The organism is Pseudidiomarina sp., assembly GCF_048267825.1.
In the GTDB taxonomy this organism is placed as follows: Bacteria; Pseudomonadota; Gammaproteobacteria; order Enterobacterales; family Alteromonadaceae; genus Pseudidiomarina.
In genome coordinates, this window is sequence record NZ_JBLWWR010000001.1 from 313,008 (window position 1) to 333,623 (window position 20,616).

21 protein-coding genes and 1 pseudogene are annotated in these 20,616 nt (G+C 48.4%); 7 read left to right on the forward strand and 15 right to left on the reverse strand.

Translation table 11 applies throughout. The features are described from left to right. The 12 genes and pseudogenes from ACN0UN_RS01550 to rpoE all read right to left on the reverse strand — a co-directional run. Nucleotides 1–737, reverse strand: a pseudogene (locus ACN0UN_RS01550) (HD domain-containing protein); the annotation flags it as partial. 4 nt (nucleotides 738–741) lie between these two features. Next, complete coding sequence (rlmD, locus tag ACN0UN_RS01555; protein ID WP_417658415.1) at nucleotides 742–2,064, reverse strand: 23S rRNA (uracil(1939)-C(5))-methyltransferase RlmD; 1,323 nt, start codon at nucleotides 2,062–2,064, stop codon at nucleotides 742–744. Then, a complete protein-coding gene (pdxJ, locus tag ACN0UN_RS01560) occupies nucleotides 2,048–2,812 on the reverse strand; it encodes a pyridoxine 5'-phosphate synthase (protein WP_417658416.1) in 765 nt (254 codons plus the stop codon). The genes rlmD and pdxJ overlap by 17 nt, the downstream gene beginning before the upstream one ends. Next, on the reverse strand, nucleotides 2,809–3,513 hold the full coding sequence (gene recO / locus ACN0UN_RS01565) for a DNA repair protein RecO (protein WP_417658417.1): 705 nt from the start codon (nucleotides 3,511–3,513) through the stop codon (nucleotides 2,809–2,811). Before recO ends, pdxJ begins: the two co-directional genes overlap by 4 nt. After that, entirely contained in the window at nucleotides 3,514–4,422 is a 909-nt protein-coding gene (gene era, locus ACN0UN_RS01570; protein WP_417658418.1) for a GTPase Era, read from the reverse strand. Nucleotides 4,423–4,424: 2 nt separating this feature from the next. Beyond that, the gene (gene rnc / locus ACN0UN_RS01575; RefSeq protein ID WP_417658419.1) at nucleotides 4,425–5,117 is read right to left on the reverse strand and encodes a ribonuclease III; all 693 of its coding nucleotides are present in this window, start codon (nucleotides 5,115–5,117) and stop codon (nucleotides 4,425–4,427) included. Nucleotides 5,118–5,120: 3 nt separating this feature from the next. Then, a complete protein-coding gene (gene lepB, locus ACN0UN_RS01580) occupies nucleotides 5,121–6,044 on the reverse strand; it encodes a signal peptidase I (protein ID WP_417658420.1) in 924 nt (307 codons plus the stop codon). Nucleotides 6,045–6,079: 35 nt separating this feature from the next. Next, a complete protein-coding gene (lepA, locus tag ACN0UN_RS01585; RefSeq protein ID WP_417658421.1) occupies nucleotides 6,080–7,891 on the reverse strand; it encodes a translation elongation factor 4 in 1,812 nt (603 codons plus the stop codon). 88 nt (nucleotides 7,892–7,979) lie between these two features. Next, nucleotides 7,980–8,414 (reverse strand): SoxR reducing system RseC family protein, encoded by a 435-nt coding sequence (locus ACN0UN_RS01590; RefSeq protein ID WP_417658422.1) that lies wholly within the window; start codon nucleotides 8,412–8,414, stop codon nucleotides 7,980–7,982. Beyond that, nucleotides 8,411–9,415 (reverse strand): MucB/RseB C-terminal domain-containing protein, encoded by a 1,005-nt coding sequence (locus ACN0UN_RS01595; protein WP_417658423.1) that lies wholly within the window; start codon nucleotides 9,413–9,415, stop codon nucleotides 8,411–8,413. The genes ACN0UN_RS01590 and ACN0UN_RS01595 overlap by 4 nt, the downstream gene beginning before the upstream one ends. Beyond that, nucleotides 9,408–10,052 carry a sigma-E factor negative regulatory protein gene (locus tag ACN0UN_RS01600; RefSeq protein ID WP_417658424.1) on the reverse strand — a complete coding sequence of 215 codons (645 nt, stop codon included), beginning with the start codon at nucleotides 10,050–10,052 and terminating at the stop codon, nucleotides 9,408–9,410. Before ACN0UN_RS01600 ends, ACN0UN_RS01595 begins: the two co-directional genes overlap by 8 nt. A gap of 20 nt (nucleotides 10,053–10,072) precedes the next feature. Beyond that, nucleotides 10,073–10,651 carry an RNA polymerase sigma factor RpoE gene (gene rpoE / locus ACN0UN_RS01605; protein WP_417658425.1) on the reverse strand — a complete coding sequence of 193 codons (579 nt, stop codon included), beginning with the start codon at nucleotides 10,649–10,651 and terminating at the stop codon, nucleotides 10,073–10,075. Between the two features lie 195 nt (nucleotides 10,652–10,846). Between rpoE and nadB the strand changes: the two genes are divergently transcribed. Beyond that, on the forward strand, nucleotides 10,847–12,448 hold the full coding sequence (gene nadB, locus ACN0UN_RS01610) for an L-aspartate oxidase (RefSeq protein ID WP_417658426.1): 1,602 nt from the start codon (nucleotides 10,847–10,849) through the stop codon (nucleotides 12,446–12,448). Here nadB and ACN0UN_RS01615 read toward each other — a convergent pair. After that, complete coding sequence (locus ACN0UN_RS01615; protein ID WP_417658427.1) at nucleotides 12,392–12,691, reverse strand: protein YgfX; 300 nt, start codon at nucleotides 12,689–12,691, stop codon at nucleotides 12,392–12,394. The two genes, nadB and ACN0UN_RS01615, sit on opposite strands and share 57 nt — an antisense overlap. Continuing rightward, nucleotides 12,692–12,964: a succinate dehydrogenase assembly factor 2 gene (locus tag ACN0UN_RS01620; RefSeq protein WP_417658428.1), complete on the reverse strand. Its 273-nt coding sequence runs from the start codon at nucleotides 12,962–12,964 to the stop codon at nucleotides 12,692–12,694. Between the two features lie 107 nt (nucleotides 12,965–13,071). Here ACN0UN_RS01620 and ygfZ point away from each other — a divergent pair, with 107 nt between their 5' ends. The 6 genes from ygfZ (at nucleotide 13,072) to ACN0UN_RS01650 (ending at nucleotide 19,054) form a co-directional block, all read left to right on the forward strand. Continuing rightward, a complete protein-coding gene (ygfZ, locus tag ACN0UN_RS01625) occupies nucleotides 13,072–14,016 on the forward strand; it encodes a tRNA-modifying protein YgfZ (RefSeq protein ID WP_417658429.1) in 945 nt (314 codons plus the stop codon). Then, a complete protein-coding gene (locus ACN0UN_RS01630) occupies nucleotides 14,013–14,501 on the forward strand; it encodes an FKBP-type peptidyl-prolyl cis-trans isomerase (RefSeq protein WP_417658430.1) in 489 nt (162 codons plus the stop codon). The genes ygfZ and ACN0UN_RS01630 overlap by 4 nt, the downstream gene beginning before the upstream one ends. 111 nt (nucleotides 14,502–14,612) lie before the next feature. Further along, a complete protein-coding gene (locus ACN0UN_RS01635) occupies nucleotides 14,613–15,764 on the forward strand; it encodes a trans-sulfuration enzyme family protein (RefSeq protein ID WP_417658431.1) in 1,152 nt (383 codons plus the stop codon). Between the two features lie 110 nt (nucleotides 15,765–15,874). Continuing rightward, nucleotides 15,875–17,326: a TrkH family potassium uptake protein gene (locus ACN0UN_RS01640; protein ID WP_417658432.1), complete on the forward strand. Its 1,452-nt coding sequence runs from the start codon at nucleotides 15,875–15,877 to the stop codon at nucleotides 17,324–17,326. Between the two features lies 1 nt (nucleotide 17,327). Continuing rightward, a complete protein-coding gene (locus tag ACN0UN_RS01645; RefSeq protein ID WP_417658433.1) occupies nucleotides 17,328–18,353 on the forward strand; it encodes a DUF4118 domain-containing protein in 1,026 nt (341 codons plus the stop codon). After that, nucleotides 18,350–19,054, forward strand: coding sequence for a response regulator (locus ACN0UN_RS01650; protein ID WP_417658434.1), 705 nt, complete (start codon nucleotides 18,350–18,352; stop codon nucleotides 19,052–19,054). Before ACN0UN_RS01645 ends, ACN0UN_RS01650 begins: the two co-directional genes overlap by 4 nt. A gap of 12 nt (nucleotides 19,055–19,066) precedes the next feature. Here the strand turns inward: ACN0UN_RS01650 and lysS are convergent, their stop codons facing one another. Next, nucleotides 19,067–20,575, reverse strand: a complete 1,509-nt coding sequence (gene lysS, locus ACN0UN_RS01655; RefSeq protein WP_417658435.1) for a lysine--tRNA ligase — start codon at nucleotides 20,573–20,575, stop codon at nucleotides 19,067–19,069. Nucleotides 20,576–20,616: the final 41 nt, after the last annotated feature.

The following is a 20,616-nucleotide window of genomic DNA, read 5'->3' on the forward strand; positions in this document are numbered from 1 at the left end:
CCATAAACAGTAGCCTTTACACCCTCAGCGTCGAGTGCTTTCTGTAGCCCTTGTACAAATTCCTGAATATAACTTTCGCGGTCAATACGTCGCTCGTGTAGCTGCGCCGCAATGGCCTTGTAGGTAGATGGGTGTAGATAACGAAATGCGAGGTCTTCCAATTCCCATTTCAGCTGACCAATACCAAGGCGGTTTGCGAGTGGCGCGTAGATTTCATGACATTCTTTCGCTGCCAATACTCGCGTTTCTTCATCCAACGCTTTCACTTCGCGCAGAAAACAAATGCGTTCGGCCAACTTAATCAATACCGCGCGTACATCAGTGACCATAGCCAGCAACATGCGTCGCACATTATCAATTTGAATTAAGCTAGGTTTGCCGTGCTGAAAGTGCTGCAGTGCGCTGATGGTCTGCATTTGCTGCACGGCTTCAAGTAAAATAGGTAAGCTGTTACCGCCCCACGCCAATGCTTGTTCCGTATCAAATAACTGGGCTTCAAACGCTGGGCTGTAGAGTGCGGCAATCAAGGATTCTTGATCAAGATTCAGGCCGATGAGAATCTCGACCATTTCTTCGCCTTTCAGCAGTAAGTGCGGTTGGTTGGCTTGTTGGCATAGCGCTTTAAGGCGCTCCGCGTGCTCGCGCAGTTGCTCACGTCGTGCATCAGAGTCTAATTCTGCTAGCCAGTCGCCCTGTTGATGTGGTTTATCAACGTGCGTACTTCTTACCCAAACCACCGTGTTACTCCCTTTCGAAAAGTGTGATTACCTCAATGTGATGGGTCTGCGGAAACATGTCAATGACTTGCGCCCGTTTTAACTGATATCCATTTTGTTTTAACACATTGGCGTCACGCGCCAAGGTATCGGGCGCACAGGATACATACACAATGTGCTGCGGCCGCCGCTTCGCAACTTCGCTAATAGCGTGCGGAGCGCCCGCGCGTGCAGGGTCTAATAATACTTTTGTAAACGGTTGATCAAAGGTACTGCCTGCCCAACCTTGCCGCGGCCAAGGCTGCTCTAAGTCGGCACACACCGTGTTGACCTTAACGGCGTAGCGCGCGGCATTTTCTGCCAACTGCTCAACCATGGAGTGAACCCCTTCCACTGCAGTAACCTGAGCCCCTTGCAGCGCCATCGGAATGGTAAAATTACCACTGCCCGCATACAGCTCGAGAATGTTGTCCTGCGGTTCTATCGCAAGCCAACTTAATGCCTGGGCAACCATTTTCTCACTCAATTGCTGGTGCGTTTGCAGAAAGTCATTCGGTTTACAATGCAACTCGGCACCAAGGGTTTGGTAACTCACCGTTGCGTCGTGCGCGTTAAGCGGATTCACGCTTTGCTCGGTGGCCAGCCATATGGCGACACCGTATTGCTCGGCAAAATGCTGCAACGCTTGCGTGTCGGCCTCAACAGGTAGTGTCTCCACACGCAGTAAAACAATCGGCTTAGGGCTTAAGTCTATCAGTTCAACATGACCCAGTTGGCGCACCAAACTCAATGTTGGTAGTAAGGTACGCAATGGTTTCAGTAAGTCATTTAGCGGTTTGGTTAGGGTTAAACAATCACTAATTGCGACAATCTGCTTACTTTTCGCAGCACGGAAGCCTAATTTTAGTTGCCGCCGCTTGCGGTCATAATGCACGGCCAACCTAGCGCGACGGCGGTAATTCCAAGCATTATCTGTTAACGGCTCAAGCCATTGCTCAGGCGCGAGTTGTGCGAACTTTTGCAGCATCTGGCCTACCACCTGCTGCTTATGGCGACGTTGCGCATGCAACTCTAAATGCTGCAGATCACAACCGCCACAACTTGCATAATACGTGCATGGCGGCGTTACCCGCTCAGCACTAGCTTCGGTTATTTCAATCAGTTCGGCCTCGTACTTACCACGAGGCATTAAACTGATGACTTCACCCGGTAATGCACCACCGACAAAACGCGCACCCTTGGGCGTACGCACCACGCCACGACCTTGATGGTCAAGCCCAACCACCAATTGTTGCTTAAGTGCTTCAGCCTTAACCTGACGTGGTTGTGGCTTATATATCTGAGCCATGTGCCCGAGCCTGTTGCATTATCGCTTTCATATCACGTACCGCTTGTTCTAAACCAACCAATACAGCACGGGCGATAATCGCATGCCCAATATTTAGCTCCAATAGCTGGGGAATCACAGCAATAGCGGCAGTATTGTGGTAATGCAAACCATGCCCGGCATTAACCTGCAAACCCGCAGCTTGTGCATATTCAGCAGCAGACCGTAGTTGTGCTAACGCTTGTTGTTGTGCGTTCTCGTCGCGCTGTTCAGCATAATGCCCCGTGTGCAATTCGATTATCGGAGCGCCACAAGCAACTGCTGCATCAATTTGCCGTTTATCGGCGTCAATGAATAAACTCGTAGCAATATTACTCTCTGCCAATTGAGCCACAGCAGCGGTAATTTTGTCTTGCTGACCGGCCACATCAAGTCCGCCTTCTGTGGTCAATTCTTCGCGTTTTTCTGGCACTAAACAGCAATAGGTGGGCTTAATTCGTGTCGCAATGGCAAGCATCTCAGGCGTTACCGCCATTTCAAGATTCATTCGGGTCTGAATGGTTTGCGCCAGAATCTCCACGTCCCGATCGGTGATATGCCGACGATCTTCGCGCAAATGCACCGTAATACCGTCGGCTCCGGCTTGCTCAGCAATGGCCGCCGCAGTGACCGGATCAGGGTAACTGACGCCGCGAGCATTGCGTACAGTTGCAACATGATCAATATTCACGCCAAGTAGAATGGGCGCAACTCCAGCTGAATGCGTCATGGCAGTTCCTTAAATTGAACAAAGAGTTGACGACTACGCAGGGGTTTATCACCCAAATAAGGCTGCAAAGCAGCACGCATTAGTCGCTTAAATAATTTTAGCAAGCGTTGATCGGATAGCTCAAATGCGCCGAGGCGTATCAAGTCTTCGCCGCTCAACTGAACCCTTGCCGATTGAGTCATGCCAGCAATGGGCATAAACCCTTCCTCAGGAATAAATTGATACGCTTGCGCGGGCAAAATGGGTTGCTGTTGACTATCAATGTGCCAATCAAATCCATGCCCTAAATGACACAACAGCTGCCATTCAAAGCGCCGCAATATAGGTTCGACATGGTCAACTCGAGTCAGTAAGCTCAGGGTATGTTGGTAGTCGTCAAATAGCCCCTCTACCGCATGATACGGCGTGGTCAGGCGTTGTATCAATTCATTCAGATAAAAACCGCTGTACAAAGCTGTTCCGCGCAGGTCAAGCGCGTTTCCACTGGCTTCTGCGGCGACCAAGGTTTGCAACTCATGGCGGCCGCGACTGCTTATTTGCAGTGGCGTAAAGGGCTGCAAAATACTTCGCCACGGATTTTTAGGCCGTTTCGCACCTTTGGCGATGACACGGTAGCGGCCGTGTTCTGCGGTGAATAACTCCACCAACAAACTGCTGTCTTGATAGGGCCAGCGATGCAAAACAAACGCCGGTTCCATCATTTATTCCTCGCCGTACCCTAAGCTGCGTAACGCCCGTTCGTCATCGGCCCAGCCAGATTTAACTTTCACCCACAATTTGAGGTGAACTTTACCGCCTACCAACGGCTCAATGTCACGGCGCGCTTCGGTACCAATAGTTTTTAACTTACTGCCGCCAGCGCCAATCACCATGCGTTTTTGGGTGTCGCGCTCAACCAAAATCAACGCGTGAATGTGCGTGGTGCCTGAAGGTGCTGTTTGAAACTGTTCAATCTCAACTGTGGTGCTGTAGGGCAGCTCATCACCGGTAAAGCGCATCAGTTTTTCACGTATAATTTCAGCTGTCATAAACCGCAATGAACGGTCGGTAACATAATCTTCCGGATAATGGTGAGCACCTGGCTTCGCGTAGTTATGGACCAACTCACGCAATGACTCAACATGCGCACCAGTCTCTGCAGACAACGGAATAATTTCCGCAAACTTGTGTTTCTCGGATAGTTTTTGCAAGTACGGCAACAGTTCAGCTTTATCTTTTATCTGGTCGATTTTGTTAACCACCAACACCACTGGGCGTTCGGTTTTCTTGAGTTTGGTGAGTACCATTTCATCGTCGCTCGCCCACTTGCCCGCTTCAACAACAAAGAGCACAACTTCAACACCACTCAGTGAGCTCGACGCAGCACGGTTCATTAAACGGTTTATCGCGCGTTTTTCGTCTTGGTGCAGCCCGGGCGTGTCCACGTATACAATTTGGCGATCGCCTTCGGTTTCAATTCCTAAAATGCGGTGCCTTGTGGTTTGCGGTTTGCTTGAGGTAATACTAATTTTTTGACCAAGAATACGGTTCAGCAAGGTTGATTTACCCACATTCGGACGCCCTACTATGGCGACAAATGCTGACTGTGAATTCTGTTCCGGTACCATCATGCTTATTTTTCCTGTTGCATAAGTTGCGCTAACGCTTCCGTTGCAGCCTGCTGTTCGGCTTTGCGCCGGCTAGTGCCACCACCTAAAATGGGGTCAGCAAGGCCTTCTACCTGGCAACTTACGGTAAATTTTTGATTGTGTGCCTGCCCTTGGGTTGCGACAACCTCGTAAAGCGGTAATGCACGTTGGCGGCCCTGCAAGTATTCCTGCAACCGCGTTTTTGGGTCTTTATGGCCTGCGCCTGGTTTAATTGCCGCTAACTGGTCTGCATACCAGTTTAGCACCACGGCTCGGCAAGTCATTAAATCGCTCTCTAGGTACATTGCGCCCAACAGTGCCTCGACACCGTCCGCAAGTATGGATTCGCGCCGGTTTCCACCACTTTTCATTTCGCCAGGCCCGAGTACTAAATGTTTTCCCAGTTCAAAATGCTGAGCGAGCTTCGCTAAGCTGCGACCACAGACTAACGTGGCCCGCATTCGACTCAGGTCACCTTCGTCAATTTCCGGAAATCGTTCGTAAAGTGCTTCACTAATAATAATGCCCAACACAGAGTCGCCAAGAAACTCAAGACGCTCATTGTGCTGAGCTGCCGCACTACGATGCGTAAGTGCCTGTAGCAGGCGCTTACGGTCTTTAAAGGTATAACCAAATGAACGTTCAAGCTGTGCAATGGGTGGTTTCGGTAAACTCACTAATTACTCCACGCTGCCAAGACGATTCCAGCGAATTGAGGTTGGTACCCATTGAGGTAACCAACTGCTGGCGTCACGATTCATTTCAAAGCTCATCCAAATAAAGGTAGCACGCCCCACCAAATTGTCCTGTGGCACAAAACCCCAGTAGCGACTGTCTTCAGAGTTGTCGCGATTGTCACCCATAAAGAAATAATGCCCTTCAGGCACAATCCACTCGTCTGGGGCCGTTCCAGCTTGCTGATAAAAGTAAGCCGTACGTGGTGCAACCGTTGGGTCAATCAAAATATCGTGCTCCACCGTGCCGATTTGCTCACGGTAACGCACTAACGGCGTTGAACGACTAAAGTACACTTCGTCTTGCGGGCGTACATCGCGCTCGATAACTTGTAATTGTGGGCATTCCGCTGACTGTTCAACGCACGCGGGCTCTAAATACAATGTTTTATTACGATAGATAATGCGATCGCCCGGCGTGCCAATAATCCGCTTAATGAAATCAACTTGCGGGTTAACTGGATACTTGAACACCGCAATCTCACCACGCTTCGGCGTGCCTGTTGCAAATAATTCCGTGCGAAACAGCGGATCACGAATGCTGTAACTGTATTTTTGCACCAAGATGAAATCGCCCGCCAGCATGGTCGGCATCATGGATGCCGACGGTATGCGAAATGGCTCATAAAAGAATGACCGGACAATGAGAATAATAAACAAAATGGGAAAGACCGACTGCGCGAACTCAGCCACACGTCCCTGCGGAGCCAAACGCTCGCGCGCTTCCTCATCAAGTTGCTGCTGTAAGCGTTGTTCTTCTTCCGCAATACGGGTTAACCGTGCTGGCTTTTTGAACTTCGCGTCGTACAGCCAAACCAAGCCCGCGGCTATAGTTACCAGCGTCAATAAGATTGAATAAAAGTTTGCCATCTGAGGTTATGTCCCTAGCGCACCAAAAATATCCGTTACTTGCCAACCTTCAGCACGGCAAGAAATGCTTCTTGCGGTACTTCTACGTTACCAAGCTGCTTCATGCGTTTCTTACCTTCTTTTTGTTTTTGCAACAGCTTTTTCTTACGGCTAACGTCACCACCGTAACATTTCGCAGTCACGTTTTTACGTAACTGCTTCACCGTAGCACGCGCAATAACGTGTGTACCAATCACTGCCTGAATAGCAATATCAAACATCTGACGTGGAATAAGCTCGCGCATTTTATCAACTAAATCACGGCCTCGGCCCTGCGAATGATCACGGTGGGTAATCATTGCCAACGCATCCACTTTCTCGCCATTGATCAATACGTCAACGCGCACCATGTCAGCCTCTTGGAAGCGCTTAAAGTTGTAGTCTAGCGAAGCGTAACCACGGCTCGTTGATTTCAGACGGTCAAAAAAGTCCATGACCACTTCAGCCATCGGCAGTTCATAGGTTACTGCAACCTGATTGCCATGGTAGGTCATTTTGGTTTGTACACCGCGCTTATCAACACACAAGGTAATCACATTACCCAAATATTGCTGCGGCACGAGAATATTCGCTTCTACAACCGGTTCATAAATGGTTTCAATATCATTTACAGCCGGTAAATTAGCGGGGTTATCTACTTTGTGTTCTTTGCCATCTTTGGTTATAACCTTGTAGACCACTGTCGGTGCTGTGGTAATAAGGTCGATATCGTATTCACGCTCCAGCCGCTCTTGAATAATTTCCATATGCAGCATGCCCAAGAATCCGACGCGGAAACCAAAGCCCAGCGCGGCCGAATTTTCCGGCTCATAAAATAGTGAGGCATCGTTCAGCGACAACTTGGCTAACGCATCGCGGAAGTTCTCGTAATCGTCTGACGAGATTGGGAACATACCCGCGTATACTTGTGGCTTCACTTTCTTAAAGCCCGGTAACGGCTCTGACGCTGGCTGTTTCGCTAAAGTCAGGGTATCACCAACAGGTGCACCCAAAATCTCTTTAATTCCGGCAATCACGAAGCCTACTTCACCACAGCGCAAAATGCCGGTCTCAGTTGGCTTGGGCGAGAAGAAACCGACTTTGTCGATTTGATACGTTTGCCCCGTCGACATCACTTTCATTTTGTCGCCAGCGCGTAATACACCATTTTTCACGCGTACCAAGCTCACAACACCTTGGTAATTGTCGAACCAGGAATCAATAATAAGTGCTTGTAACGGCGCGTCTGCTTCACCTTGTGGTGGTGGAATTTGCGTTACAATACGCTCGAGCACTTCGGTAATACCCACACCCGTTTTCGCAGAACATTGCACTGCATCAATCGCTTCAATACCAACGATGTCTTCAATTTCTTCGGCCACTCGCATCGGGTCAGCTTGTGGTAAGTCAATTTTGTTAAGAACCGGAACCACTTCCAAGTTCATTTCCATCGCGGTATAGCAATTCGCAAGCGTTTGCGCTTCAACACCTTGGGCGGCATCGACAACCAATAAAGCACCTTCACAACCCGCTAAGCTACGCGACACTTCATAAGAGAAGTCAACGTGCCCTGGCGTATCGATAAAGTTGAGTTGATAAGTTTCACCATCTTTCGCCGTGTAATGCAGCGTCACGCTTTGTGCTTTGATGGTAATACCACGCTCGCGCTCGAGATCCATGGAGTCGAGCACCTGCTCAGCCATTTCACGGTCAGTTAAACCGCCGCAATCTTGAATTAAACGATCAGAAAGAGTCGACTTACCGTGGTCGATGTGCGCAATCACTGAAAAATTGCGTATATTTGCTTGCTTAAACGCCTTTTCTGGCATTAATGCCCCCGCAAAAACAAATGGAATAGAGAATTAACCGCTGATCATACTGATTTATGAGGCAGGGAACAAAGAATTTCGGGTGAAATTAGTCGATTTGTTGCACGCGTAACAATTGAGTAACCTGCACATCACGGTGATGCAACCAACGCTTCAATGCGTAGAAGCTAAATCCAAAGCCCGTAAAGGCACTTATAATCACCCACCCCTCGCTTAGTGCTGTCATATTGGTGAGGCCAATAGCAACAACCAACAGCGCCATTAGTGGCAAGCCATACACCATGAGCGAAAAGCGTGTTAAGGCTTGGTCAGGTAATAGCAATTCAATCTGTTGGCCCGGTGCGAACTGTCCCGCAGGCTTACGCACGCGAAATTCTGCACGGCGGTCAGAAAAAGCTTTGGAAATGATACCAGCGCCGCAGGTTGATTGTTGCACACAGCTACCACAACCAGACTTGAGCTGGGTGGAAACCACTAACTCATCGTTATCGATAGCTATAACTTCTGCAACTTCGCGTATCACTGCGGATTACCTTCGGTGGCCGCAACCGTCATACTTTCGCCAATACGGCGCAATGTCTCGGCCGGCATTTTACCAACCACGGTTACTGCAAATCCATTCACGTGGGCATTAACGATGGATTCAGGCCCTTGCAATGCCAGATTAGGCAAAGCTTGGGTACGTTGATCGGTCACATAGATTGACACTTCAGTTAACCCATCACTGTATAAAAAATAATCTGTTGGTAACGGCGTATCATGCAACTTACGATGATGCGCGCGGCGTAGCTCGAAACCAGCCGGTAACCACTGCGGTCGCAGAGCAAACTGCAGCTCAGTTAATTGCTGTAAATCATAAAGTTTTGGTGGGCGCTGAATGTCACTGACTTCAGTTAACTGTTCAGGCAGTACCTCCGAAAATGCAATGGACGTAACCTGCAACTGCTCCAGTATTTCACCCTGCGGCGTCATCATTTGCAGTTTTAATAACATACCGGACTCACGATCAACCCATAAGTCATAATGATAACGGTTGTCATCGCGACTGATTAAACGCAAATACTGGGCATTACGCCCTGTCACCCGCATACCGCCACTCGCAATCACTTGGTATTGCGCGTTAATTTGGGTAAAGGGTTTATAGAATGCTGGAGGAATTAAACCAAAGGTTACATCTGACTGCAGTGTATAACTGCCGCCGGCTTGCGAGTAATAGTAGGTTTGATCGCCGATACGCAAGGCGCGTGTGTCGGCACCATTCAAATAGATGAGTAGTTCAATATCGGTGTTGTGGTCGTAACTGCCGTGCAACCAAACTAATGGCTGTATACGCTGCCCTTGTGATTGCACTAATGTAGCTTCAAAATTAAGGCTTCGAAGCGCTCTCGCCATGCGGTCAAACCAAACTTGCCCGGCATTTGCGGCGCGCTCGGCACTCTCAGCACGCTCATCGGATTGCGCTACGGCGCCTAATGGAGCGATTGCTGCAAACCACAGCACAATCGCGACAACATATTTAGTCATTCTGTTCTGGTAACTTCTCGACGGTTGAGCTTTCAATTTGCTGTTGCTCTTCTTTGTCTTCTTGCAGCGATAACTGCAACTGACGTTGATGATCCAGCATGTATGAATAAAGCAACTGACGTTGTTGCGCAACTTCAGCTGCTGAAGGCGCTTGTTGCTGTTCAATCACCGTATTATAACTTACCGGGTTACGCCCACCAAACGGATTGGTAATCAATGCTGGCGACGTAACGCTTTGGGTTGTTTGCTGCTCGTCAACAACCACTGGCTGTTGCACCGTGAGCACCGCAACCAAAGCCACACTCGCAGCAATAGCAATACTACCAGCAGGCTTCAACCAGCGGCTTGCGGCGCGTGACATTGCACCCCCGCCACTCAGTGACGGTTGCACCACCACGTTTTGTTCCTGCGCGATTTGCGCGGCAACTTGCGCACTGATGTCAATCTGTTGATTGGCTTGTGCGTCACCGCGCATAATATGGCCGACTAAGGCATAGCGTTGCCATGCAGCTTGTGCATGCTGATCATCCAGTAACGCTGATAAATCAGCATCAAATGGACGTTCCGCATCAGCATCTGAATCACCAAAGTGATTATCCAGCAGTGCTGAAGCATGTTGTTTGCAACGATCAGACATATAGCTTCCTCAAATTCAGTTTAGCGCTCTAATAACGGTCGTAATTGTTGGTCTATCGCTTCGCGAGCCCGAAAAATACGTGAGCGCACTGTACCAATAGGGCAATCCATTTCGATGGCTATTTCTTCATAGCCCAACCCGTCCATTTCTCGCAGTGTTATTGCACGGCGTAAATCTTCGGGTAAATCTTCGATGGTTCGCATAACAACGTCACGAATCTCATCCGTTAACAGCATACTCTCTGGAGAAGCACTGTCTTTTAGTGCGCCGCTGCCTTCATAGTATTCTGCCTCATCCGCATCTACATCATTGGCTGGAGGCTTACGCCCTTGTGCCACTAAGTAGTTCTTTGCAGTGTTTACTGCGATACGGTACAACCATGTGTAAAACGCGCTATCGCCGCGAAAATTTGCCAACGCGCGATAAGCTTTTATAAATGTTTCCTGGGCTACGTCCGCCACATCGGCTTGTTGTTTAACGTAGCGCGATATCAGACTCATCACTTTGTGTTGATGTTTTTTTACCAACAAGTCAAAGGCTCGCTGATCGCCCTGTTGTACTCTTTCCACCAGGGCTTTATCTGTTTCGTGTTCGCTCATCCGAGCCCGTTCTCCTCAACCCCTAGCTACGCCAGATTTTAGGCCCGTTGCGTACTTGCAAAGTATGACCTAAGTGTTCGTAAAAAGTTCGCAAAAAAAATTCAAAAGAGTAAAATCGCTTCTATTCCTTTGGCAATTCAGCGGGATAACACCCTGTACTGTTGTGTTGTCACGCAAATTTATCCCACATACTTTATGGAACATATGTCTCATTATCAATGCGATGTTTTAATTATCGGCAGCGGTGCAGCAGGTTTAACCCTAGCTTTGCAACTGGCTGACCACGCACAAGTCACCGTGCTTTCTAAAGGTCCCCTTACCGAAGGTTCGACCTATTATGCGCAGGGTGGCATTGCGGCTGTTTTCGATGAGAATGATAGCATTGAAAGCCATGTCGAGGACACTTTAGTTGCCGGTGCGGGATTATGTGACTTAGCCGCAGTTGAATTTACCACAGGCCATGCCAAAGAGAGTCTGCAATGGCTTATTGATATTGGCGTGGGTTTTGATCGCGTTGACGATGGCCAATTTCACCTCAACCAAGAAGGTGGTCACAGTCACCGCCGCATTTTGCATGCAGCTGATGCCACAGGCCGCGCTGTGCAAACAACATTAGTTGAACAAACCAAATTGCATCCAAATATTACCATCATCGAGCGGGTCAATGCGGTTGATTTAATTACCAACAAACATGTAGGTGGTGATCGACATTGTTACGGCGCATATATTTGGAATCGCGTTACGCAGCGGGTTGAAACGGTTGCTGCCCGTTTCGTCGCACTGTGTACGGGCGGTGCCAGCAAGGTTTATCAATATACGAGTAATCCAGATGTTGCCAGCGGTGACGGTATCGCCATGGCGTGGCGCGCTGGCTGCCGTGTTGCTAACATGGAATTTAATCAGTTTCATCCAACCTGCTTGTTTCACCCTAATGCGCAATCATTTCTGCTAACTGAAGCGTTGCGTGGTGAAGGGGCTTATTTGCGGCGCCCTGATGGCTCGCGCTTTATGCCTGACTTTCACCCTTCGGCAGAACTTGCCCCGCGCGATGTGGTTGCTCGTGCTATTGACTATGAAATGAAGCGGCTTGGCGCTGACTGCATGTTCTTGGACATTTCCCATAAACCGAAAGCTTTCATTCAAGAACATTTCCCAAATATTTATGACAAGTGCTTAAGTTTAGGTATTGATATCAGCCGTGAGCCAATGCCTGTTGTACCTGCTGCACACTACACCTGTGGCGGCGTAAAAACCGACTTGCAGGCGCGCACCGATATCGCCAACCTCTACGCCATTGGTGAAGTGGCTTACACGGGTTTGCATGGTGCAAATCGAATGGCCAGCAACTCACTGCTTGAGTGTTTGGTGTTTGCGCGCTCTGCCGCAAAAGACATTATTGAACAGTTGCACGACAAACCATTACGCACTGACCTACCCGCCTGGGATGAAAGTCAGGTGAATGATTCGGATGAAGAAGTCATTATTCAGCACAATTGGCACGAGCTGCGCTTATTCATGTGGGATTATGTTGGGATTGTGCGTACCGACAAGCGGTTACAGCGTGCACTGCGCCGTATAGAGCTGTTACAACAAGAAATTCACGACTATTACAGCAATTTCAAGGTCAGTAATAATTTGCTGGAACTGCGTAATTTGGTGCAAGTAGCGGAGTTAATTGTTCGCAGCGCTATGGAACGCAAAGAGAGCCGTGGACTGCACTACAATTTAGACCACCCAGACTTACTCCCGGAAGCCCAACCGACCATACTGGCGCCAGCGCAGCAAAAACCGCGCTAGTCGTCGAAATGCAGCATCACCAAGCCAACCGCGTTGTAGCCATAACCAGCGCCTTGGCTTGTTGGGAGCATGCAGAATAATCAGAACGCCCCAAGGGGTGACCCAACTGAGTGGCTGCACATACCAACGTTGTTGATCGAAGTCGGCAAGTTGCAACCATTCACCAGTGTCACAATCGATGCCCCACACGCACGCTGGCATCGGCAACCAACGCCATGGCGTGACAGCCAGTTGCCAGAGCATTTAAACCTTAACGCGACTCAAAATGTAGGCCACCATACCGGCCAGTTCAGGATCGTCACATTGCTGATGCCCCATAAACCACGCAAATAAATCTGGATCATCGCACGTCAATAAACGACGAAACGCTTCTTGCTGCTGGGCATCAAGGTCATCGTAGGCCTCTTCTACAAATGGCATGAACAAAACATCAAGCTCTAACATGCCGCGGCGGCACGCCCAACGCAAACGGTTCTTGTTTTTTAGCGTATCGGCATCTTGTTGCAACTTTTCCATGCGAATCCTTTTTTCTTAACAAAAATAGCGAGTACAAGACAAAACGGCTTGTATAATGAAATATCATCCCCATCTATTCCGATATCGATGAGAAAACGAGGTTTATTGTGTTAGATACAGAGTTTACCAAAGCTCCACCAGAATACGTAACGGTTTCCTTAAAGGATTACGGTGTAATCAGCCTGACTGGCCCACAAACTGATGATTTTTTGCAGGGGCAACTTACCTGTGACTTGAAGCAGCTTGCGGATAACCAGTGGCAGTACGGCGCGCACTGTGACAACAAAGGCAAGGCTATGAGTACCTTGTTCGTTACTCGCTGTGCTGACAGTGTGTTATTGATTACCCACAAAGACGCCTTAGCGGCTACCTTAGCCCAGTTACAAAAATATGGTGTATTTAGCCAAACTGAAATCATTGATGCGACACATATCTATTCGCTGTTTGGAATATTTGGTACCGCGGCCCCAGCGCGCCTTGCCGAATGGATTGACCAACCGCTTAATGTTGAACACCAGCAAGCGGTTACATCAATCAGTGACGGCGTGGTGTTAACCTTGGGAAACCACCCTGATCAGTACATTCTGGTCACGAAACGTGATAACTTTCCGACTAATTCTGATATGAATTACTGGAATGCCCTTGAAATTGAGCGTGGTCGCCCCACCTTAGTTTCAGGTACACTATTGAAGTATGTGCCCCAGATGCTGAACGTTCAGGCGTTCAATGGCATCAGTTTTACCAAGGGGTGTTATATCGGCCAAGAGACCATCGCTCGGATGAAATATCTGGGCAAGCAGAAGCGGGCAATGTTTCGTTTGGTTGGCCAAGGTAACGCTGTTGATGCGGGTGCTACCGTTGAACAGCAACTTGGTGAAAACTGGCGACGTGCCGGTACGGTAATTAACGCAGTGAGCCGTGCTGACAATCAACTTGATTTACTAGCGGTGCTGCCGAGCGACATAGAGGCAGACACGAAGTTACGAATCAAGAACGATGACGCGAGTCTTTTGGAAATTTACCCACTGCCTTATAACTTGGATGAATCATGAGTCAAACTATTAGCCAGGACAAAGTTGTTGGAATTCACTACACCGTGAAAACCACTGAAGGCCAAGTACTGGATCAATCAAAAGAAGGTCAACCGCTACAGTTCATTTTTGGTCGCGGTATGTTGATCAAAGGCTTAGAAAACGCGCTTGACGGCAAAACAACTGGCGACAAATTTGAAGCTGAAATTCAACCAGCTGACGCCTATGGCGATCGTCATGACGGCCTTATTCAAACTGTTCCACGCACACTTTTCGGCGACAACGAAGTAGCCGTTGGCATGCAGTTCCGTGCGAGCACTGACGCTGGTGAACAATCAGTAATGATCGTTGACGTAAGCGACGACGAAGTAACCGTAGACGGTAATCACCCATTAGCGGGAACGACACTGAACTTTGATGTAGAAGTTGTAGAAGTTCGTGAAGCTGATCCGGCTGAATTAGACCACGGTCACGTGCATACAGATGGCAACCATAACCACGAATAATGGTTCTATGGCTGCATGCAATATTGCACAAAAAAACGCACCTTCGGGTGCGTTTTTTGTTTCCAATTCGGCGTATACTATCGGCATTATTCACCACATTTAGAGTTTAAAATGGCCAATAAAACCTACAATTACAGCCAGCAAACAGCCCTTGCCCAAGCGCTGGGTAAAATTGATCACGAAACGCAAGGTGTCGTATTACCCATTCATATTGCCACCACCTATATTCGCGGTGTCGACAACACCTACCCAAGCGGCAACGTGTACTCGCGTGCAGACAACCCAACCTATAAGCCTGTAGAACAGCTTTTATGTCAACTCGAGCAAGGTGAACAGGCTTTATTGTTTGGTTCAGGCATGGCTGCTGCAACCGCCGTATTTTTAGGTTTAAAGCCGGGTGACCATGTACTTGCGCCTGTTGTCATGTATTGGTCATTGCGTAATTGGTTGCTTAACTTTGCAACCGACTGGGGCTTGCATATTGAGTTTGTGGATATGACCGACTTACAGCAGGTGTCAAAAGCAATTCAGCCTAATAAAACCAAGTTGGTTTGGTTAGAAACACCGGGCAACCCAATGTGGACCATCAGTGATATTGCCGCTATCAGTGACCTTGCCCATCAAGCGGGTGCATATCTCGCCGTAGACTCAACCTGCGCAACGCCACTGCTGACGCAACCACTCACTTTAGGTGCTGATATTGTGATGCACTCGGCCACCAAATATCTAAATGGTCATTCAGACGTTATCGCTGGCACCCTGATTTGCAAAACGGACAACGACTATTGGCAACGTATTCGTGCAGTACGAGCCCAAGGCGGTGCAGTACCGAGCCCCCATGACGCAGCGCAACTGCTGCGTGGTATGCGCACTATGCATTTGCGGGTACGTGAGGCGTGCAACAATGCCATGTTCTTGGCCGAACAACTGCAGCAGCACCCACAAATCATCGAAGTTCTCTACCCTGGTTTACCGAGCTTTAGCGGCCATGAAACAGCCAAAAAGCAAATGCACGGCGGTTTTGGAGGTATGCTCTCCATTCGCGTTAAAGGCGGCGAAAAAGCAGCGGTTCATCTGGCCGCCAACACCAAGTTATGGAAACGCGCCACCTCATTGGGCGGCGTTGAGAGTTTAATTGAGCACCGTGCAAGCGTTGAAGGTCAAGGCACGCCGTGTCCGCCTGATTTGCTGCGCTTATCCGCCGGCATTGAAGACAAACACGAACTGCTCAATGACCTACTGCAAGCGTTACCGAAAGACTAATAGCGTTTTTTTATACTTTCTTTATGGTAAACCCAAGAATACGAATGGTTTGGTAAGCTGATACCTCATTAAAGTGTTGATCCCGCTTCTAGAATTGGGATCAGCACACAATGCGTTTAAAAACCATTACTAAACTGCTCGCTTTTCCGCTCGCATGGATTGCTTTTGTTCAATTCGCGTTTGCCTGGCTCAATGTGTTTCTTTTTCAAGATGGTACTGGCAGCCATTTTTTCTTTAGTGCCTTTCTCGTAGGGCTTGTCGCCCTTACCTTTTGGGCATTTAGCTGGCGTACACAACTCAATAAAATCTACCCGCAAGATGGCCTGATTTTCGCCGTTTTAACGTGGCTGTTAGCAGGGCTCGGCGCGGCTATACCGATCTATTTTGTCACTGAGGTTTCGTGGACAGACGCAACCTTTGAAGCCATAAGTGCAATGACGACAACGGGCGCGACCATTTTGGTTGGGCTTGATGATATGCCTCGCGGGTTTCTGCTTTATCGCCAATTCTTACAGTGGCTCGGTGGCCTCGGTGTCGTCATATTTGTGGTCGCGGTTCTACCGATGCTTAATGTTGGCGGCATGCGCCTGCTGGTGGCAGAAACGCCAGGGCCAGTAAAAAACGATAAAATAGTGCCGCGAATAGGAAATGCCACGCGCTATTTGTGGTTTATCTATCTAATCCTCACAGCCAGCTGTGCGCTAAGTTATTGGCTGGCTGGCATGAGTATGTATGACGCTATTGCACACAGCTTTACCACCGTGTCTACTGGTGGCTTCTCGGTCTACGATAGCAGTATGGGCCACTTTGACAGCTCCCTTATATTATATGTCGCCAACGTTTTTATGGTGTTAGGTGCAATAAGCTTTAACTTGCACTACCGCGGTCTGATAAAACGCCAGTGGCGCCAATATTGGCACGATGAAGAAACTCGCGTGTTCATTTATTTAATTGCAGTTATTAGTTTTATTTTCATTGCTTACCTAACGGTTTCAATCACCTATAGCTCAGCGTCTGAGCGCATCGCACAAAGTATCTTTCACGTTATTTCATTTATGACCAGTACAGGTTATGGTGCGACCGATTTAAGCGCATGGCCAGCAGCTACCGCGCTTATGCTCGTATTCACGAGTTACTTAGGCGGCTGCGCCGGATCAACCGCCGGTGGTAACAAAATCGTCCGCGATATCATTACCTTTAAAATAATCCGCCAACAGCTATTTTTGCTGTCTCACCCGCACGCAGTGAAAGCCGTACGTTATCAAAAGCAGTTGGTTAACCCTTCCGTATTAAGTGCGGTCATGGCATTTATGTTTCTTGCGGCATCAATGAGTTTACTGCTAACCATCATGTTGATGGCAACAGGAACCGACTTTTGGACCGCTTTCACCGCAGTATCTGCCTGCTTAAATGTGTTAGGCCCGGGCTTTGGTGAGGTGAGTAGCAATTTTATCCCCATCACTGATGCGGGCATTTGGATATTAAATCTAGCCATGCTCTTGGGACGGCTCGAGTATTTCACTATAATCGCACTCTTGTTACCTTCTTTTTGGCAGCGCTAATATGCTCTACCTATCGCAGCAAACGAGTCTTCTTTTTGGGGTGGTCAAAGCAATTGTCATTATGACCACCGCAACGGCGCTCGCATTCTTACTGGAACGTTGGCTATTGCCGAGCTCAGGCACGGTGTTATTGATTCTTGCAGGTGTGATTGTTACAGCACTGTCGGTGCCAAACAGAATCGCATACGGCGCAGTCGTTTTCGGCGCCATGGCCTTCAATTTTCTATTCACTGAGCCGCGTGGCTCATGGCATATGCAGGATGTTGAGGAAATCTCGACCATGACTGTATTTTTCGCCATAGGTATTGTGGTTGTCTATCTGATTACACGGGAACGCTTACAGCGCTTCAGTTTGCAAGACGCTGAATTGAGATCAACCATTCTCTTAAGTCTTTCCCATGATTTGCGCAGCCCTTTGACCAGCATTATCGGTAATCTATCAACGTTTCAGTTGTATCAACATAAAATTGATAAAGCACAGCAGGACGAACTGATTGATGCGGCCATGGTTGAATCGGAACGGTTGCATACCTACCTTGAAAACTTATTTCAGGCAACGCGTTTTGAGCACGGCATTGTCAACCTAAGTACTCAATCCACGCCATTGGTGCCCTTGGTTCAACGCGTTATTGAACGGTTCGCGAACCAAGAAGAAATCAGCCTATCTATTGAAGACTCTGCATTAAATGGTGTGGTTGAGGTACAAACCAGCTTATTTGAACAAGCGCTCTATAATCTTTTCGACAACGCACTACGCTACCGGAAAGACAACACCCCAGTTTTGTGCCGCATAGGCGTTTCCGCAAGTGGTTTTTGGCTGAGTATAACCAACGAAGTGGCGAATCCTTTGAACGAAACACCAACAACATGGTTAAAGCCATTTTATTCAAGTCGCCGCGGCGATCAGGGGCATGGCGGTGCTGGTTTGGGGCTTAGTGTTGCTCACAGCATCATCTTAGCTCATCATGGACGCTTGGCGTTCAACACTGATCAAACATCGCTACAGGTTCGAGTCGATTTACCATGAGCAGCATATTATTTATTGATGATGAACCAAAGATACGTACTTTTGTACGCATTTCATTGCAGTCGGAGGGCTTTGATTTCTACGAGGCCAGCAATGCACGGCAAGGCCTGCTATTGGCCGAACAGCTGCAACCAGATTTAATTATTCTCGATCTTGGTTTGCCCGACTTAGATGGGCTGGTGGTGCTACGCCGACTGCGACAAATTAACCGAATTCCTCCGATTCTAGTTCTCAGTGCGCGCTCTGACGAAGACATGAAAATCAGTGCATTAGAAAGTGGTGCAAACGATTACTTAACCAAACCTTTTGGCGTTGGTGAACTCATGGCGCGCATTCGCGTGCTGCTGAGGGATATTTCTGGCATTGCTATTAATAATGAAAACGACGTTTTAAATTTCAAAAACTTAAAAATCAATCCGCGCGCACACGAAGTAAGCATCAACGACGTGCGAATTGATTTATCGCCAAAAGAGTTTGAGTTGTTGCTAATGCTCGCTCAGTCGCCGCAAACATTGCTGACGCATGACGTTTTGTTGACCCGTTTGTGGGGCGCCCATCAACGTCATAACACCCAATACCTGCGTGTTTGCGTCAGTCAATTACGAAAAAAATTAAACGACGACTCTGAGTCGCCGCAATTTATCGAAACCATTCCAGCTCTTGGCTACCGCTTTATCGTCGCCCCAACCAATAACCAATAACGTTTTTAGTTATTAGTTTTTCGGCCGCATGTGTGGGAACAACAACACATCACGAATTGACGGCGAATCCGTCAATAACATCACCAAACGGTCAATACCGATGCCCTCTCCTGCTGTTGGCGGCAAGCCGTGCTCAAGCGCTGTAACATAATCTTCGTCATAGAACATGGCCTCGTCATCACCCGCTTCTTTTTGCTGAACTTGCTCACGGAAACGTGCTGCTTGGTCTTCCGCATCATTCAACTCAGAGAAGCCATTAGCCAACTCACGGCCACCAACAAAAAACTCAAATCGGTCGGTAATGAATGGGTCTTCATCGTTACGGCGCGCCAGCGGTGATACTTCAGCTGGGTAGGCCGTAATAAAGGTTGGCTGAATTAATTTATGTTCAGCAACCTCTTCAAATATTTCAATTTGAACTTTGCCCAAGCCCCAGTTCGGCTTCACTTTAATACCTAATGATTCGGCCAGTGCTGTCGCCTGTTCAAGGGTACTAAGTTGCGCTGCAGTGGCGGTCGGTAAATGCTTCAAAATCGCTTCGTTTACCGTCATGCGTGTAAACGGCTTACTGAAGTCATACTGCACGCCTTCACTTTCAAATTGCGCTGAACCGAGAATTTCAGTGGTCATGCCACGCAGCATATCTTCAGTAAGATCCATTAGATCTTTGTAATCTGCATAGGCCCAGTAAAACTCAAGCATGGTAAATTCTGGATTGTGCCGCGTTGACAAACCTTCATTACGGAAATTACGGTTTATCTCGAAAACCTTCTCAAAACCACCAACAACTAGACGCTTCAGATAAAGCTCTGGCGCAATGCGCAGGTACAACTCCATATCCAACGCATTGTGGTGCGTGGAAAACGGACGCGCAGCAGCGCCCCCTGGAATCGTTTGCATCATTGGTGTTTCAACTTCCAAAAACTGCTTGGCGATGAAGTAGCGGCGAATGTAATCCACCACTTTTGATCGCACCATAAAGGTCTTGCGTGACTCCTGATTGGTAATTAAATCAAGATACCGCTGGCGGTAACGCATTTCTTGGTCTGATAACCCGTGAAATTTATCCGGTAACGGGCGCAAAGCCTTGGTCAGCAAACGCACATCATCAACCTGCACACTCAATTCACCCGTGCCAGTAATAAACAACGTACCGCTTGCACCAACAATGTCACCTAAGTCCCATTTTTTGAATTCTTCGTTATAAAAGCCTTCAGCAAGGTTATCGCGTGCAACGTACAACTGTATCTGCCCCGACATATCCTGAATGGTGGCAAAGCTCGCTTTACCCATGATACGACGCGTCATCATACGACCCGCAACGTTAACCCGAATCGCTTTTGCCGCTAACTCTTCTTTATCAGAGCCGTCATACGCTTCATGCAATTCAGCAGCTAAGCTGTCACGACGAAAATCATTCGGAAATGCCACGCCTCGCTCGCGCAACGCAGCAAGCTTTGCCTTACGCTGGGCGATCTGTTCATTTACGTCCAACTCGGGGGCTTGCGTTTTATCGTTCATGTAATTCATCCTCTTTCATCACAGCAATGACTGTGAGACTC